We start from the raw sequence: 14,392 nt of genomic DNA, 5'->3' as shown, positions 1-14,392 counted from the left end.
GAAAGACTTTTTAGGAGGAATTCGAAATATGAACCTGAAGAAAACCTTGAAATACTTCTCTCTGGCAGCCGTCAGTGTCTTGGCTATTGGTGCCTTGGTGGCTTGCTCATCATCAAGTGAGAAGAAAACAGAGAAAACAAAGGTAGAAGTCGGAACAGTGGGAACGACCAAACCATTTTCATACGAGGATAAAGACGGTAAACTGACTGGCTACGATATCGAAGTCCTTCGTGCTATCTTTAAGGACTCAGACAAGTATGAAGTCAATTTCAATAAGACCAAGTGGGCTTCTATTTTCTCAGGTCTGGACAGCGACCGCTACCAGATCGGTGCCAATAATATCAGCTACTCTGAAGAACGAGCTAACAAATATCTCTATGCTAGTCCATATGCGAAAAATCCAATAGTTTTAGTTGTCCGTAAAGGTGAGGGCATTAAATCGCTGGATGACATTGGCGGCAAGTCTACTGAGGTTGTTCAGGGGACTTCAACAGCTCAGCAACTAGAGGACTATAACAAGGAACATAGCGATAATCCGACAAAAATCAATTATACGGACGGAACCATTCAGCAAATCTTGGCCAATCTGAATGACGGCCGTACGGACTATAAGGTTTTTGAGCGCATAACTGTAGAGTCTATTATCAAAGACCAAGGCTTGAAAAATCTGGAAGTGATTGAGCTTCCAAGCGACCAGCAACCTTATGTCTATCCGATTATTGCAAGCGGTCAGGAAGACCTGCAAAAATTTGTCAACAAGCGAATCAAGGAACTCTATGAGGATGGTACGCTTGAAAAACTATCACAAGAATTCTTTGGCGGTTCTTACCTGCCAGATGCAAAAGATATCAAGTAAGAAATCCCATCAAGTCCAGTCTGCAATTTGGCTGACTAGACTTTGATACAAGAAATACGATAAGGGCGGGGAAGCTTATTTCCCCAGCCCTTTATCTGCTGTTAATAGGAGTAACGCATGCCTTTCTCAACTGAGACTGAACAAATCAAGAAATTTGAAAACGACGAGGTAGCCCAGCACTATTTTGAAGTGCTGCGGACCTTGATCTCTAAAAAATCAATCTTTGCCCAGCAGGTTGGCCTTCAGGAAGTAGCCAACTATTTGGGAGAGATTTTTACAGCTGCAGGTGCCAAGGTCATGATTGACGATAGCTATACTGCTCCATTTATTTTAGCGGAGTTTCTTTCTTCAAATCCTGCCGCTAAGACCATTATTTTCTACAACCACTACGATACAGTGCCGGCAGATGATGACCAGCCTTGGACCAATGATCCCTTTACACTATCTGTTCATTACGGAGTTATGTATGGGCGAGGAGTGGATGATGACAAGGGGCACATTACCGCTCGTCTGACGGCTGTTCGCAAGTATATTCGAGAGCATGGTGATTTGCCAGTCAATATCATCTTTATGATGGAAGGGGCAGAAGAGTCTGCTTCGACAGATTTGGATAAATATCTGGCCAAGCATCGCAAACGCCTGCGAGGAGCAGATTTGCTGGTTTGGGAGCAAGGCAGCCGCAACAATTTAGGACAGTTGGAAATCTCGGGCGGTAACAAGGGGATTGTTACCTTCGATATGACGGTCAAAAGTGCAGATGTAGATATCCATTCCAGCTTCGGCGGGGTTATCAATTCCGCTCCTTGGTATTTGCTCAATGCTTTATCCAGCTTGCGCAGTCCAGACGGCCGCATCTTAGTTGAAGGCATTCATGAACAGGTTCAAGAGCCAAATGAACGGGAGCTGGCTCTGATTGAGGAATATGCACTGCGGACTCCTGAAGAGTTAAGTCAAGTCTACGGTTTAAAATTGCCAGTTCTATTGGACGGGCGGAAGGAATTCCTCCGTCGCTTTTACTTTGAACCTTCGCTGAATATTGAAGGTTTTGGATCAGGCTATCAAGGCCAAGGGGTTAAAACCATTTTGCCTTCAGATGCTCAAGCCAAGATGGAAGTTCGTCTGGTGCCTGGTCTGGTGCCACAAGATGTTTTGGACAAGATTCGTCAGCAGCTGGACAAGAATGGCTATCCGGCTGTTGAACTGACCTATACCTTGGGAGAGATGAGCTATCGCAGCGACATGAGCGCACCATCCATTCTTAATCTTATCGAGCTGGCTAAAGATTATTATCAAGAGGGCGTCTCTGTACTGCCGACTTCAGCTGGAACTGGTCCGATGCACACGGTCTATGAAGCCTTGGAGGTTCCTATGGCAGCTTTCGGACTTGGAAATGCCAACAGCCGAGACCATGGCGGAGATGAGAATGTGAAAATTGCTGATTACTATACACATATAGAGCTCATTCAAGATTTGATTGGCAGTTACCGTCAAGCTAACTAGCGGGAAAGGAAGACTTATGCTATACTCTATAAGAAAAGACAAACTAAAGCAGGCTGGCTTCTTTTACCTCTTTTATTTTTTAGCCATGATCTTAGGCGTCTTGATTGGGCTTTTATTTGACCGCTCAGGCAATATGTTTTACGCTCCAGCTTTTACAGCTTTCTTTGGCGGAGTTCTGTTTATCTTCTATACTGAGAAAATAAAGACCTTCGGTCTGATCAGCGGCCTAGGTTGTCTGCTGGGTCTCTTCTTTCTGCTTAGTCGACATGGCTTTGGGGCCTTTCTACCTGGTTTGATTTGTGGTATTTTAGCGGATCTTATAGCTCGGTCAGGCGGCTATCAAAAGACTGTTAGAAGCTTGCTGGCTTTTATGGTTTTCAGCTTTAGCACAGCGGGTCCTATTTTCCTAATGTGGCTGGCACCCAAGCAGTACGAAGCTAGTCTTCTTGCCAGAGGAAAGACTCAGGCTTATATTGAGCAGGTCATGCTTAAGCCAGAACCTAGCTTAGTCCTCTGGTTTGTAGTTAGCATTTTACTGGGCGCTTTACTTGGATTCCTGTTAGGAAGGAAAATCCTTAAAGCTAGACTTTCCAAGTCAGCTTCAGTCTAAATATTATTGTAAATATAACTAAGGAGAAAACATGAACAATTTACTCGTACTCCAGTCGGACTTTGGTCTGGTAGATGGAGCTGTGTCAGCCATGATCGGAGTGGCACTAGAAGAGTCGCCCATTCTGAAAATTCATCATCTGACTCACGATATCACCCCTTACAATATCTTTGAGGGAAGCTATCGCCTTTTTCAGACAGTTAATTACTGGCCAGCAGGAACGACCTTTGTGTCGGTAGTGGATCCGGGTGTGGGCTCAAAGCGTAAGAGTGTGGTAGCCAAGACTAAAAAGGGTCAGTACATCGTTACGCCTGATAACGGCACCCTGTCTTTCATCAAGAAGCATGTCGGCATTGAGGCCATTCGGGAAATTTCTGAAGTGGAAAATCGCCGCAAGGATACGGAGCATTCCTACACTTTCCACGGTCGTGATGTCTATGCCTATACAGGTGCCAAGCTAGCCAGCGGCCATATCAGCTTTGAAGAAGTTGGACCGGAGCTTAAAGTTGAAGACATTGTCGAAATTCAGGTAGTAGAGACTACGCTTGCGGAGAATTATGTCAGCGGAGCTATTGATATCCTGGATGTCCGCTTTGGTTCTCTCTGGACCTCTATCACCCGCGAGGAATTCTGCACCTTAGAACCAGAATTTGGCGACCGCTTCGAGGTTACCATCTACAACAATGACATGCTGGTTTATCAAAACCAAGTAACCTATGGCAAGTCCTTTGCGGATGTCCGCATCGGTCAGCCTATCCTCTATATTAACTCCCTCTATCGGGTTGGCTTAGCGATTAACCAAGGTTCCTTTGCTAAGGCCTACAATGTTGGCGTCGGTGCCCAATGGCATATTGAAATCAAGAGAATTGAAAATTAAGGAAGAAGAACATGAAAAATAATACAATCAGAAACGTAGTCGCAACAGGAATTGGAGCTGCCCTATTCGTGGTCATCGGAATGATCAATATCCCAACGCCTGTACCCAATACCAGCATCCAGCTCCAATACCCTCTGCAAGCTCTTTTTAGCGTCATTTTTGGACCAATCGTTGGTTTCCTGATGGGCTTCATTGGCCATGCCATTAAAGACGCTATGAGCGGTGGCGGACTTTGGTGGTTCTGGATTGCTGGCAGCGGAGTCTTTGGTCTATTGGTTGGTTTCTTTAGAAAATTCTTCCAAGTAGAAGATGGCAAATTTGAAGTCAAGGATATTATCCGCTTTAACTTGATTCAGTTTGGAGCCAATGCAATCGCTTGGCTAATCGGCCCGATTGGTGACGTGATTGTATCTGGTGAGCCGGTCAATAAGGTTATTGCTCAAAGTATTGTAGCAATTCTGGTGAATTCTGCGACAGTAGCAGTCATCGGTACAGTCTTGCTGACTGCTTACGCTCGCACCCGCACACGCGCAGGAAGTCTGAAAAAGGATTGATTACATCAAAAATTGACAGATTGGGAGAATTCCCAGTCTTTTTTTGTACAAAATAAAAAACAAAATGTAATTTATATATTGCATTATTTAAAATATATTGTATAATAGACTTATAAAAATGAAGGGAGAAGCGATATGAAAAACATCAAAAATATATATTCACCACTTATTTGGCTTGTTTTGGGTATCATTTTTTTGGTTATAGGACTGAACAATCAAAATCAGACTTTTCTTATTTTTGCTGGCAGTGATATTACAATTGGTTGTGCACTTTTAGGCATAGCAACAAAGAAGAAAAATGATAAGGATGATGACCATGGTTAAAAATCTTAGGCTAAAAATGGCACGAGCTGAGCATGATATGACCCAGGGGGACTTGGCAGATGCTATCGGAGTGACCCGCCAGACCATTGGCCTGATTGAGGCGGGTAAGTACAATCCCAGTCTCAGTTTATGTTTAGCAATTTGCAAATGTCTCAATAAGACGCTGGATCAATTGTTTTGGATTGAATAGAGAAAGGACTAGTCATGAAAATTAAACTTATTAAACGACAAATCTTGGACGAGCGGGAAGAGCAACTGGTCAACAAGGCCGGCATGGAGGCTTTTAGTCTTTTGCTGTATGGTAGTCTAGCCTTATATGCTGGTTCTGTAGCTATGAATGCTGGAGCCATTCACTATCAGTCCTTCGTGGTTCTGATTGCCATTGCCTCTCTTTATTTCATGTGTCGAGCTCAGTATCTGGGAGCCAATTATTACAATAGTTTCAGTCTTACTATCTGGGGCTTACTGGTTTCGACAGGCTTTCTGACTTTCTTGATTGCCTGCCAGAATTTCCAACTGAATCATGCTATTTATCATAATAGTGTTTTTCACCCCATGTTTCTATTCGCTATTTTAATTACTTTTGTCATTTACTTTCCCTTTATGCTGCTGGTCAATATTTTCTTGGAGTATATAAATAAATGGCAGAAAAAGCGCTTTGAGAAGTATTTGGATCAATTGGAAGAAGAGCGTTGACTTGTCCTTCTCGCTTAAACTTTCCAGCTCTGCTATTTTTCAAACAAATATTTTGCCCAGTTTTTTCAATCAGGTTATAATAAATAGATGAATTAAAAAATTCAGAAAATTTTATAGAGAAAAGAGAGTTGAAATCTTATGGCAAAAGATATTCGCGTCCTACTTTACTACAAATATGTTCCGATTGAGAATGCTGAGAAATTTGCAGCTGATCATCTGGCCTTCTGTAAATCTATCGGTCTTAAAGGCCGTATCTTGGTAGCAGATGAGGGAATCAATGGAACGGTTTCTGGTGATTATGAAACCACTCAAAAATACATGGATTATGTGCATTCCCTGCCAGGCATGGAAGATCTTTGGTTCAAGATTGACGAAGAAAATGAGCAAGCCTTCAAGAAAATGTTTGTTCGCTACAAGAAAGAAATCGTGCACTTGGGCTTGGAAGACAATGATTTTGACAATGACATCAACCCACTAGAGACGACAGGGGCTTACCTGTCACCTAAGGAATTTAAGGAAGCACTCTTGGACGAAGACACTGTTGTCTTAGACACTCGTAACGACTATGAGTACGATCTGGGTCACTTCCGCGGAGCCATCCGTCCAGACATTCGCAACTTTCGTGAGTTGCCGCAATGGGTCCGTGATAACAAAGAGAAGTTCATGGACAAGCGCGTGGTTGTTTACTGTACCGGTGGTGTTCGCTGTGAGAAATTCTCAGGCTGGATGGTCCGTGAAGGATACAAGGATGTCGGTCAGCTTCATGGCGGTATCGCGACTTATGGCAAGGATCCAGAAGTTCAAGGTGAGCTTTGGGACGGTAAGATGTATGTCTTTGATGAGCGTATCTCGGTTGATATCAACCATGTTGATCCAGTTGTGATTGGGAAAGACTGGTTTGACGGGACTCCTTGCGAGCGCTATGTCAACTGTGGCAATCCAGAGTGTAACCGCCGCATCCTGACTTCAGAAGAAAACGAAGACAAGTACCTCCGTGGCTGTTCTCATGAATGCCGTGTTCACCCTCGCAATCGCTATGTGGCTGAAAACGGCTTGAGCCAGGCAGAAGTGGTGGAGCGTTTGGCTGCGATTGGGGAAAGCTTGGAAACATTGGTAGCTCAGTAATAAGGAGAGATCCTAATGGAAAAATTTTGTGTTTATGGGAAATTAATGGCCCAAGAAGGAAAGGTGCAGGAACTTACTGCTTACATGCAAGAAGTTGTCAAAGAAATGCAAAATCTTGACACTTGTTTCTGCTATATCTTAGGTGAGAAGGCAGATGAACCCAACAGCATCTATATTTACGAAGTTTGGGAGAGCGAGCAAGCTCACAATGACAGTCTGACCTTGGAAGTTTTTCAAAATCTCATTGCAAAAGCTAGACCCATTATTGCAGGCATGGAAAATTTGCATAAGCTGACTATTTTTGATGGTAAGGCAAGTTTCTAAATTCCTAAGAAAAACTAAAAACTTTAGACGATTCAAACGTCTAAAGTTTTTTTTCATTTATCTACAGGTAAAAGTCTTGTTGGACAGAGATTTGGGAAAGCAGACTATTTCCGCCGATTCTTGGGGCATCTCGCGGATTATCACTTGATTTCTGATTTTCTTTCTGCGGTTTCGATTTTTTTGTCCTTTCTTTTTGATGTGATATAATGGGCTTAAATAAATGGGAAAGGAGCAAGTCTATGTCTAAAGCTATCATGGAAGAAGTTGCAGCCTATCTTCGTCAGCATGCAGATGAAGAGCTGAGTCTGACTGATTTGTCTCAGTATTTCCATTATAGTCCTTCCCATCTATCCAGAACTTTCAAGAAAAAGATGGGCTTTTCTATCAAGCAATATATGGAAGCTCTTAAGATGGAAAAAGGGATTCAGGAAATTGTAGAAGGCCGGCAAAATGTGACCGAGACCTCTATGGAAGCTGGTTATGATAGTCTAGGCAGTTTTTCTAATGCTTTTAAGCGGCATACTGGACTTTCGCCTAAAAAATACTATCAAGAATCAACCAAGGCTTATGATTTTATGGTCAAACAGTTGGATGAGAAGGGAGTTTTGCTGCATCAGGATCCTGACTGTAAAAGTGGCAATCGCTTGACCGTGACGCTATCTTATCCTGAGGGGTATGAACCACGCATTAGCTGTGTCGGGCTTTTTAAAACCCGCATACCTAAAGAAGAGCCGGTTATCGGAGTAGCACTGAGTCAGGAGAGACAATTTACTTTTGAAAATGTACCGGATGGTGACTACTATCTTTTGGCTTGTGAATTGCTGGAGGATTTACGCCTAACTAAAAACTATGTCTTGGAGCATAACTTTCGCTGGGGCAGCGATGAGCCTCTCACTTTTTCAGGCGATAACATCTATCAAGAGGAAATCAGCATGCGCAGGCCCTTGCCCAGCGATCCACCTATTACAGTTAATCTTCCAGTTTTAATCATGCGTTCCCTAGCCAAACAAGCGCAATTGAGAATAAGAAAATTTTTATCCTAATTGATAAACTGATACTAGAGATTTATTCTCAGATATAAGAAATCGGAGGAACAATAATGAAATTAGACGTGTTTTTAAGTTTTAATGGTCAGGCCGAAGAAGCTTTTCGTTTTTATGCGGAACTTTTTCAGACAGAGATAAAGGGACTTGCCCGAGCCAGTGAGATGATGGATCCAGCTGACCTTCCTGCAGAAAAACGGGATAAGATTGCTTGGATTGCCTTAGATACGGAAAACTTGACCCTGAATGGTGAGGATGTAGGTGTTTTTAATGACCTGTCTATTCCTAGCAATCATCAGCCCAATCAATGGTTGGTTCTGAGCCCAGACAGTAGAGAAGAAGCCGATGAGCTCTTTTCTAAGCTTGCTGAAGGTGGACAAATTCTCTATCCTTTAGAGGAACAAGCTTTCGCAGAGTTTTATGGCCGCTTGATTGACCGTTTTGGTATCGGCTGGGATGTGATGAAATGAGGCAGAAGGATGGCTTATAGTGAATCCTTAGCCCAGCAAGTCCGTGCCATTTTAGCTACTGATCTTCCCCCTCATGTTTTTGAAGAAGAGGTAGAAGAGAAGAAGATGTTTGGTGGTTTGGCTTTTATGGTCCGAGGTAAGATGACCGTTACTGTGAGTTCGAGAAGTCAAGAGCTTATCATGGTACGCATCGGTAAGGAACTGGAAAAGCAGGTTCTGCCTAAAAATGGTGCCAGTGTGACGTTAATGAAGGGCAGGCTTTATCATGGCTATATTGATTTAGATGGCGAAGGACAAAAGGAACTGCCTTACTGGATCAAGCTAGCCTTGTCCTACAATCAGGAGCTGACGCAGCAGGATAAAAAGTAAGAAGTGCTCAGAATGAGTTGTGCTTTCTTAGAAGTTTATTCATTGCCTTTTTATGAAGTTCAAATATATTCTTAGAATCTGTATTAATGAAGCTTTCAGTCGGAAAGTCTCTTCATGGATACAGGTTTTTTCGTCTTTTTCTTCCAAAAATGTTATACTAATACCAGAGTCCGTTTTGCGAATGAAGTTTATCCTTAAAAGTCTTGGAGAAAATCTAGTTTGTACCTGTATTGAGTTTTGATTTTGCATTTTCTCGCTTTTTGAAAGGTTTTTGTAGTTAGAAAGGAGCATGGTATGAGTATTTCTTTTTACATTCAGAACCGAAAGGGCTTGTTTAGCTATAAGGCGGTCGAAACACCCTTGTCTCTGGTTTCCTTGGTGGAAGGGCTGGAGGTTGTAGGCCTCGAGGGTGATAAGGCTTATCAATCCTTGGATCAGGTCGGAACTTTTCTGGCTGTCTATTGGGAAGGGGCAGGCCGTGGGTTTGAAGTTTATTATCTGCCAGACCGGGAAACCTATCAGGTCCGCGTCTTGACACCATCGACGGTAGGCGACTGGAAAGGGGCTATTCTCTTCATGAGTCGTTTGGCTCAGAAGATGAAGCAGGATATTGTCGATGAATACGGCACGACTTACACTGCTGACGGGATTTTTAATATTGATTTTGAAGCGGATATTCTCTATGGTCTGAATGATGCCAGAGTTGCAGCTGCGCCTATGCATGTTTTCGAAGGCTATGCTCATGATTTGTATATGTCGCAGGAAAAACTTCTGGAACTATTCAAAGTTGAAGATCCTGTGGAGGAGTTCGGCAGACAGATGGCCGAGATGCAGCAGGTTCAGAGTCAATTTTCAACTCCTAAGTATTATAAGGATCAGGATGGGAAATATCTGGGTTCTTATGTTCTGGCAGAAGGAGTGGAGACAGTCCTTCCGACTCAGCCCATGCCCAAGGGCTACTTAGTTAAAGAGATGATTGAGAGCGGTGCTAGTCAAGACATGAAATGGCATCTCCACATCCTGATAGAGGATGCTAGCAGTCCGCAGGGCTATAAATACTTGACAACAAAGGACTTAAAAGCTTTTTTGGAGAAAATTCCAGACACTCACCGTAGCTATCTGGATTCCAGTCAGATTCGGATTCAGCCACTCAATCGACTGGAACTGGAAGCCATTTTGGACCAACTTCCCGATGGAGAACCGAAGTTTTAGCGTTAGGAAAATCTACTTTGTGAATCTTAACAGAGCTGCCAAAAGGCGGCTTTTTTAGGTCTGTCAGCAGTTCTCACAATTTTGTGACTCTTTTCGTTTTGATAACATTATTGAAAATATCTTGAAAATTTCAAAAAGAAGCTATAGAATAGAGGTCAGTTTTATAAAAAGGAGAGCGAAATGAAAGAAAAACACATGCTAATCTTGGGCTGGGTGGCCACTTTTATGTCTGTTATGATGTATGTTTCCTATATCCCACAGATTATGAATAATCTAGCTGGCAACAAGGGTGACTTTATCCAGCCTTCAGTAGCTGCTCTAAACTGTACTCTCTGGGTCATTTATGGCCTATTTAAAGAGAAACGGGATATTCCTTTGGCTGCGGCTAATATGCCAGGCATCGTATTTGGCTTGATTACTGCTGCAACAGCCCTTATGTAAGATGAGATTGGGAGTTATTCCCAGTCTTTTTTGTTGGAAAATCATTGGATAAAGTACTCACTTCACTTGTAGCTATAGAGCCTGCCTATGGCATTTCCTATGTAGAAAATATGCAGGCAGCATTCAGCAGACCGCCTTTTTATGATACAATGGTAAGATGAAGTCAGTAGACATCTGCTGGCTGTTTCATCAGGAAGAGAGATAAAAGAGCAAGCCTATGATACTTGAAGAATTTGACCAAAGTCGCAAGGCCATCATCAACCCAGAGGACTTGAATGAATCCATAGAGGGTTTTCCGGAGACGGCTGTTTCCTGCTTTGCCAGAGAGACTTTTGCGCGGATGCTAGTGGATTTTGAGCATGAGCTGATTACGACGACTAGCATGGCTAATATTGAAATTCCTATCTATCGTATTTTCGCAGATGGACGAGAACTGGCTCTCTTCAATGCACCGGTTGGAGCTTCGGCCTGTGTGGCTATTCTGGAAGACCTGATTGCTTTTGGTATGAAGAAGCTTGTACTTTTTGGTACTTGCGGTATCTTGGATGAGGAGATTAAGGAAACGTCCGTCATTATCCCGACGGAGGCCCTGCGTGATGAGGGAACTAGCTATCACTACCAGCCAGCTAGCCGTGAGCAGAAAGTCAATCTTGGCTTGAAAGATTTTCTGACGGCTTTTCTGGATGAGCGTGGTATTTCCCACAGCAAGGGCAAGGTCTGGACGACAGACGGCATTTACCGTGAGACACCTGCTAAGCTCCGCCAGAGAAAGGCCGAGGGAGCTATTTGTGTGGATATGGAATGCTCAGCTGTAGCGGCTTTAGCAGCTTTTCGAGAGATAACTGTCTGTCAGTTCTTTTATGCAGCCGACCACTTGTCTGAGGAAGCTTGGGATATGCGCAACCTTGCCAATCATGCAGACTTAGACGAAAAAGATAAGATTGCCAATCTAGCGATTCAAATCGCTCTGGCATTATAGAGAAATAAGATGAAAAAAACAATTATCCAATTTGAAGACTTTAGCTTTCAATATCAGGCCCAGTCTGAGCCGACCCTGAAGCAGATCAATCTGACAATTTACGAGGGAGAGAAGGTTCTGATTGTCGGGCCGTCTGGCTCTGGTAAGTCAACGCTGGGTCAGTGCCTCAATGGGATTATCCCCAACATTTATAAAGGAGAGGCCAGCGGTCAGCTCTTGATTAAGGGGCAGCCAGCCTTTGAATCCAGCATTTATGATAAGTCCAATCTAGTCAGCACGGTCTTGCAGGACACGGATGGCCAGTTTATCGGGCTTAGCGTAGCAGAAGATCTGGCCTTTGCGCTGGAAAATGACGTGATGGAGCTGTCGCTTATGCGTGAAAAAGTTAAAACCTGGTCAGAGAAGCTGGATTTGGCAGAGCTTATGCAGCATCGGCCTCAGGATTTATCAGGCGGTCAAAAGCAGCGCGTCAGTCTGGCAGGAGTTTTGATTGACGAGAGTCCTATTCTGCTCTTTGACGAGCCCTTGGCCAACCTAGATCCCAATTCAGGGCAGGATACCATTGATTTGATTGACCAACTTCATCGGGAGACGGAAACGACGACTCTGATTATCGAGCACCGCTTGGAAGATGTCCTCTATCGGCCAGTAGACCGGCTAGTGCTTATCAATGACGGACGCATTCTCTTTAATGGACAGCCAGACGACCTGCTCAGAACACAACTGCTAGCTGAAAATGGCATTTGCGAGCCGCTCTACATTACGACCCTACGCCAGCTGGGTGTTGATGTGGAAAAGACTGAGGGATTGTCCCGCTTGGATCAGTTGCAGCTGGCAGATGTGACATTTGAAGGCAGAGATTGGTCTGACTCTGACAAAGAGCCTCAGGAGCCCTTGCTGGAACTGGAGCATGTGTCCTTTGCTTACCAGAGCGGCGGCAAGCCTATTTTGCAGGATATCAATCTGAAGATTTTCAAGGGTGAGCGAATAGCCATCGTTGGTAAAAATGGAGCTGGTAAGTCAACCCTGGCCAAGGCCCTCTGTCAGTTTATCGAGACTGATGGGAGCTATAGGTGGAAAGGTCAGGACATCAAAGGAGACTCCATCAAGGAGCGAGCTGAGCGGATTGGCTATGTCCTGCAGAATCCCAATCAGATGATTTCGGCAGCCATGATTTTTGATGAAGTGGCTCTAGGTTTGCGTTTGCGCGGACTGGCAGAAGCGGAAATCGAAGAGCGGGTCCATGCGGCTCTCAAGACCTGTGGCCTCTATGAATTTCGTAGTTGGCCGATTTCGGCTCTGTCTTTCGGTCAGAAAAAGCGGGTGACCATTGCATCTATCTTGGTGCTGAATCCAGAGATTATCCTCTTGGATGAGCCGACAGCTGGTCAGGACCAGCGCCATTATACAGAGATGATGGACTTTCTAGACGAGCTCAACCAGCAGGGACATACGATTATCATGATTACCCACGATATGCAGCTGATGCTAGATTATTCAGATCGGGCAGTAGTTGTGGTGGATGGTCAGATTTTAGCCGATAAGGCGCCTGCGCAGGTGCTGACAGATCAGAAGTTGATTGCGGCGGCTCATCTAAAAGAAACGTCAATCTTTGCTCTGGCTGAGAAGATTGGTGCCGACCCTCTGGCTTTGACCGAGTTTTATATGCGAAAAAAGGAGGACAAGCATGCTTAATCAGCGAAAATTAATCGGCTACCATGCAGGCGAGACGTTTCTTCATGGTCTGTCCGGTGCCAGCAAGATGCTGTTCTTCGTTCTGGTATCAGTGGCAGCCATGATTAGTTACGATACTCGCTTTTTGCTGGGGCTAGCCCTGCTGTCCCTCTGTCTCTTTCGGCTGTCCCGTATCCGCATCCGAGACATTTCATTTGTTTTAGTCTTTGCGGCATCCTTTGCTGCTCTTAACTTAGTGATGGTCTATCTTTTTGCGCCTCAGTATGGTGTCGATATCTACGGGGCCAAAGATGTCCTCTGGACCGGATGGGGAGCTTATAATCTAACAGCTCAGCAGCTGTTCTACCTCTTTAATCTCCTGCTCAAGTATGTTTCGACCATACCTCTGGCAGTGATTTTCCTCATGACAACCCATCCCAGTCAGTTTGCTTCCAGCCTACATCAGCTTGGTATTTCTTATAAAATTGCTTACGCAGTCAGTCTGACGCTCCGCTATATTCCAGATTTGCAGGAAGAGTTCTTCCTGATCAGGATGTCCCAGGAAGCGCGTGGGCAGGAATTATCCAAGAAAGCCAAACTGTCTCAGCGCGTAAAGGGAAATCTGCAGATTATCATTCCGCTGATTTTCAGCTCGCTAGAGCGCATCAATACCATTGCCACAGCCATGGAGCTGCGCCGTTTCGGAAAAAATAAAAAACGCACATGGTATACCTATCAGGCTCTAAGCAGACGAGATATGCTGGTGCTGACACTGGCAGTCGCCTTTCTATTGCTCTGCTTTGCCCTCTTCGCAGTCAATCACGGCCGCTTTTATAACCCGTGGAGGTAGGATGGAGGAAAGTGAAATATGGATATCTATGCTTATCAAAAACCTTTGGGGAAAATAGAGGACGCGCCAGACTTGAAGAAAGCCTTTATTAAAGTTTATGAAGAAAAAACACACCAAGAAGTAGTTCGATTTTGCCAAGTATATGCTGCTCATCTTTCGGAGCTAACTGCTTTTGCATTTACAAAAGAGATGAAACAGGCTTTTATCTCTATGGATGACTGGCTAGCTGGGGAGAGTTCTTATCATGCTGCTAGAAATCTGAGCTTTGAGATTTCACGTTTAGCAAAAAAGGAAGAAGATGTAGTTAAAGTGAGATTCTATCGAACGATGGCTCAGCTTGTGGCTAGTCCCCATGTTAAATATCATGGCCTTTGGGCAGCAGATTTTGCTATTACCTTGATAAACAAGATGTATCCAGGTGATTTTGAAGCTGTTAAAAAGGAACGTCTGAAGCAAATTGAATTATTGAAGATGACATAAAAAACCAG

The 14,392-nt window shown here is 44.0% G+C and carries 19 protein-coding genes; all 19 read left to right on the top strand.

Annotation, left to right across the window (positions count from 1 at the left end):
* Positions 1-28 precede the first annotated feature (28 nt).
* The 19 genes from DQM55_RS08780 (at position 29) to DQM55_RS08680 (ending at position 14,384) form a co-directional block, all read left to right on the top strand.
* Positions 29-856, top strand: coding sequence for an amino acid ABC transporter substrate-binding protein (locus DQM55_RS08780; protein WP_111676259.1), 828 nt, complete (start codon positions 29-31; stop codon positions 854-856).
* Between the two features lie 117 nt (positions 857-973).
* Entirely contained in the window at positions 974-2,356 is a 1,383-nt protein-coding gene (locus DQM55_RS08775) for a M20/M25/M40 family metallo-hydrolase (protein ID WP_111676257.1), read from the top strand.
* Positions 2,357-2,372: 16 nt separating this feature from the next.
* Positions 2,373-2,966 carry an MptD family putative ECF transporter S component gene (locus tag DQM55_RS08770; protein ID WP_111676255.1) on the top strand — a complete coding sequence of 198 codons (594 nt, stop codon included), beginning with the start codon at positions 2,373-2,375 and terminating at the stop codon, positions 2,964-2,966.
* Positions 2,967-2,997: 31 nt separating this feature from the next.
* Entirely contained in the window at positions 2,998-3,843 is an 846-nt protein-coding gene (locus DQM55_RS08765) for an SAM hydrolase/SAM-dependent halogenase family protein (protein WP_111676253.1), read from the top strand.
* A gap of 11 nt (positions 3,844-3,854) precedes the next feature.
* The gene (locus DQM55_RS08760) at positions 3,855-4,397 is read left to right on the top strand and encodes an ECF-type riboflavin transporter substrate-binding protein (RefSeq protein WP_002907093.1); all 543 of its coding nucleotides are present in this window, start codon (positions 3,855-3,857) and stop codon (positions 4,395-4,397) included.
* 135 nt (positions 4,398-4,532) lie between these two features.
* Positions 4,533-4,721 carry a hypothetical protein gene (locus DQM55_RS08755; protein WP_111676251.1) on the top strand — a complete coding sequence of 63 codons (189 nt, stop codon included), beginning with the start codon at positions 4,533-4,535 and terminating at the stop codon, positions 4,719-4,721.
* The gene (locus DQM55_RS08750) at positions 4,714-4,911 is read left to right on the top strand and encodes a helix-turn-helix transcriptional regulator (RefSeq protein ID WP_111676249.1); all 198 of its coding nucleotides are present in this window, start codon (positions 4,714-4,716) and stop codon (positions 4,909-4,911) included. Before DQM55_RS08755 ends, DQM55_RS08750 begins: the two co-directional genes overlap by 8 nt.
* Before the next feature lie 14 nt (positions 4,912-4,925).
* On the top strand, positions 4,926-5,417 hold the full coding sequence (locus DQM55_RS08745; protein ID WP_111676247.1) for a DUF6773 family protein: 492 nt from the start codon (positions 4,926-4,928) through the stop codon (positions 5,415-5,417).
* A 138-nt stretch (positions 5,418-5,555) separates the two neighbouring features.
* A complete protein-coding gene (gene trhO / locus DQM55_RS08740) occupies positions 5,556-6,542 on the top strand; it encodes an oxygen-dependent tRNA uridine(34) hydroxylase TrhO (protein ID WP_002898096.1) in 987 nt (328 codons plus the stop codon).
* 15 nt (positions 6,543-6,557) lie between these two features.
* Positions 6,558-6,866: a putative quinol monooxygenase gene (locus DQM55_RS08735; protein WP_002903981.1), complete on the top strand. Its 309-nt coding sequence runs from the start codon at positions 6,558-6,560 to the stop codon at positions 6,864-6,866.
* 239 nt (positions 6,867-7,105) lie between these two features.
* Complete coding sequence (locus DQM55_RS08725; RefSeq protein ID WP_111676243.1) at positions 7,106-7,909, top strand: helix-turn-helix transcriptional regulator; 804 nt, start codon at positions 7,106-7,108, stop codon at positions 7,907-7,909.
* A gap of 56 nt (positions 7,910-7,965) precedes the next feature.
* Positions 7,966-8,379, top strand: coding sequence for a VOC family protein (locus DQM55_RS08720; RefSeq protein ID WP_111676241.1), 414 nt, complete (start codon positions 7,966-7,968; stop codon positions 8,377-8,379).
* Between the two features lie 9 nt (positions 8,380-8,388).
* Entirely contained in the window at positions 8,389-8,748 is a 360-nt protein-coding gene (locus DQM55_RS08715) for a TfoX/Sxy family protein (protein WP_111676239.1), read from the top strand.
* Between the two features lie 294 nt (positions 8,749-9,042).
* The gene (locus DQM55_RS08705; protein ID WP_111676235.1) at positions 9,043-9,960 is read left to right on the top strand and encodes a DUF4299 family protein; all 918 of its coding nucleotides are present in this window, start codon (positions 9,043-9,045) and stop codon (positions 9,958-9,960) included.
* Positions 9,961-10,140: 180 nt separating this feature from the next.
* Positions 10,141-10,401 (top strand): SemiSWEET family transporter, encoded by a 261-nt coding sequence (locus tag DQM55_RS08700; protein ID WP_002898091.1) that lies wholly within the window; start codon positions 10,141-10,143, stop codon positions 10,399-10,401.
* A 217-nt stretch (positions 10,402-10,618) separates the two neighbouring features.
* Positions 10,619-11,380, top strand: a complete 762-nt coding sequence (locus DQM55_RS08695) for a nucleoside phosphorylase (protein WP_111676233.1) — start codon at positions 10,619-10,621, stop codon at positions 11,378-11,380.
* 9 nt (positions 11,381-11,389) lie between these two features.
* Positions 11,390-13,075 (top strand): ABC transporter ATP-binding protein, encoded by a 1,686-nt coding sequence (locus DQM55_RS08690; RefSeq protein ID WP_111676231.1) that lies wholly within the window; start codon positions 11,390-11,392, stop codon positions 13,073-13,075.
* A complete protein-coding gene (locus tag DQM55_RS08685) occupies positions 13,068-13,904 on the top strand; it encodes an energy-coupling factor transporter transmembrane component T family protein (RefSeq protein WP_111676229.1) in 837 nt (278 codons plus the stop codon). Before DQM55_RS08690 ends, DQM55_RS08685 begins: the two co-directional genes overlap by 8 nt.
* Positions 13,905-13,922: 18 nt before the next feature.
* Positions 13,923-14,384, top strand: coding sequence for a putative immunity protein (locus tag DQM55_RS08680; protein ID WP_009659920.1), 462 nt, complete (start codon positions 13,923-13,925; stop codon positions 14,382-14,384).
* The last annotated feature ends 8 nt before the right edge of the window (positions 14,385-14,392 follow it).

This window comes from Streptococcus sanguinis (assembly GCF_900475275.1).
In the GTDB taxonomy this organism is placed as follows: Bacteria; Bacillota; Bacilli; order Lactobacillales; family Streptococcaceae; genus Streptococcus; species Streptococcus sanguinis_N.
The sequence above is the reverse complement of the archived record's forward strand: the minus strand, read 5'-3'. Positions and strand labels throughout refer to the sequence as shown.

Excerpts from the sequence above, each read along its gene's own strand:
- DQM55_RS08745 (WP_111676247.1), top strand. The coding sequence starts at position 4,926 with ATGAAAATTAAACTTATTAAACGACAAATCTTGGACGAGCGGGAAGAG.
- DQM55_RS08700 (WP_002898091.1), top strand. The coding sequence starts at position 10,141 with ATGAAAGAAAAACACATGCTAATCTTGGGCTGGGTGGCCACTTTTATG.
- DQM55_RS08760 (WP_002907093.1), top strand. The coding sequence starts at position 3,855 with ATGAAAAATAATACAATCAGAAACGTAGTCGCAACAGGAATTGGAGCT.
- DQM55_RS08705 (WP_111676235.1), top strand. The coding sequence starts at position 9,043 with ATGAGTATTTCTTTTTACATTCAGAACCGAAAGGGCTTGTTTAGCTAT.
- DQM55_RS08775 (WP_111676257.1), top strand. The coding sequence starts at position 974 with ATGCCTTTCTCAACTGAGACTGAACAAATCAAGAAATTTGAAAACGAC.
- DQM55_RS08680 (WP_009659920.1), top strand. The coding sequence starts at position 13,923 with ATGGATATCTATGCTTATCAAAAACCTTTGGGGAAAATAGAGGACGCG.
- DQM55_RS08715 (WP_111676239.1), top strand. The coding sequence starts at position 8,389 with ATGGCTTATAGTGAATCCTTAGCCCAGCAAGTCCGTGCCATTTTAGCT.
- DQM55_RS08750 (WP_111676249.1), top strand. The coding sequence starts at position 4,714 with ATGGTTAAAAATCTTAGGCTAAAAATGGCACGAGCTGAGCATGATATG.
- trhO (WP_002898096.1), top strand. The coding sequence starts at position 5,556 with ATGGCAAAAGATATTCGCGTCCTACTTTACTACAAATATGTTCCGATT.
- DQM55_RS08755 (WP_111676251.1), top strand. The coding sequence starts at position 4,533 with ATGAAAAACATCAAAAATATATATTCACCACTTATTTGGCTTGTTTTG.
- DQM55_RS08765 (WP_111676253.1), top strand. The coding sequence starts at position 2,998 with ATGAACAATTTACTCGTACTCCAGTCGGACTTTGGTCTGGTAGATGGA.
- DQM55_RS08780 (WP_111676259.1), top strand. The coding sequence starts at position 29 with ATGAACCTGAAGAAAACCTTGAAATACTTCTCTCTGGCAGCCGTCAGT.
- DQM55_RS08695 (WP_111676233.1), top strand. The coding sequence starts at position 10,619 with ATGATACTTGAAGAATTTGACCAAAGTCGCAAGGCCATCATCAACCCA.
- DQM55_RS08770 (WP_111676255.1), top strand. The coding sequence starts at position 2,373 with ATGCTATACTCTATAAGAAAAGACAAACTAAAGCAGGCTGGCTTCTTT.
- DQM55_RS08690 (WP_111676231.1), top strand. The coding sequence starts at position 11,390 with ATGAAAAAAACAATTATCCAATTTGAAGACTTTAGCTTTCAATATCAG.
- DQM55_RS08735 (WP_002903981.1), top strand. The coding sequence starts at position 6,558 with ATGGAAAAATTTTGTGTTTATGGGAAATTAATGGCCCAAGAAGGAAAG.
- DQM55_RS08725 (WP_111676243.1), top strand. The coding sequence starts at position 7,106 with ATGTCTAAAGCTATCATGGAAGAAGTTGCAGCCTATCTTCGTCAGCAT.
- DQM55_RS08685 (WP_111676229.1), top strand. The coding sequence starts at position 13,068 with ATGCTTAATCAGCGAAAATTAATCGGCTACCATGCAGGCGAGACGTTT.
- DQM55_RS08720 (WP_111676241.1), top strand. The coding sequence starts at position 7,966 with ATGAAATTAGACGTGTTTTTAAGTTTTAATGGTCAGGCCGAAGAAGCT.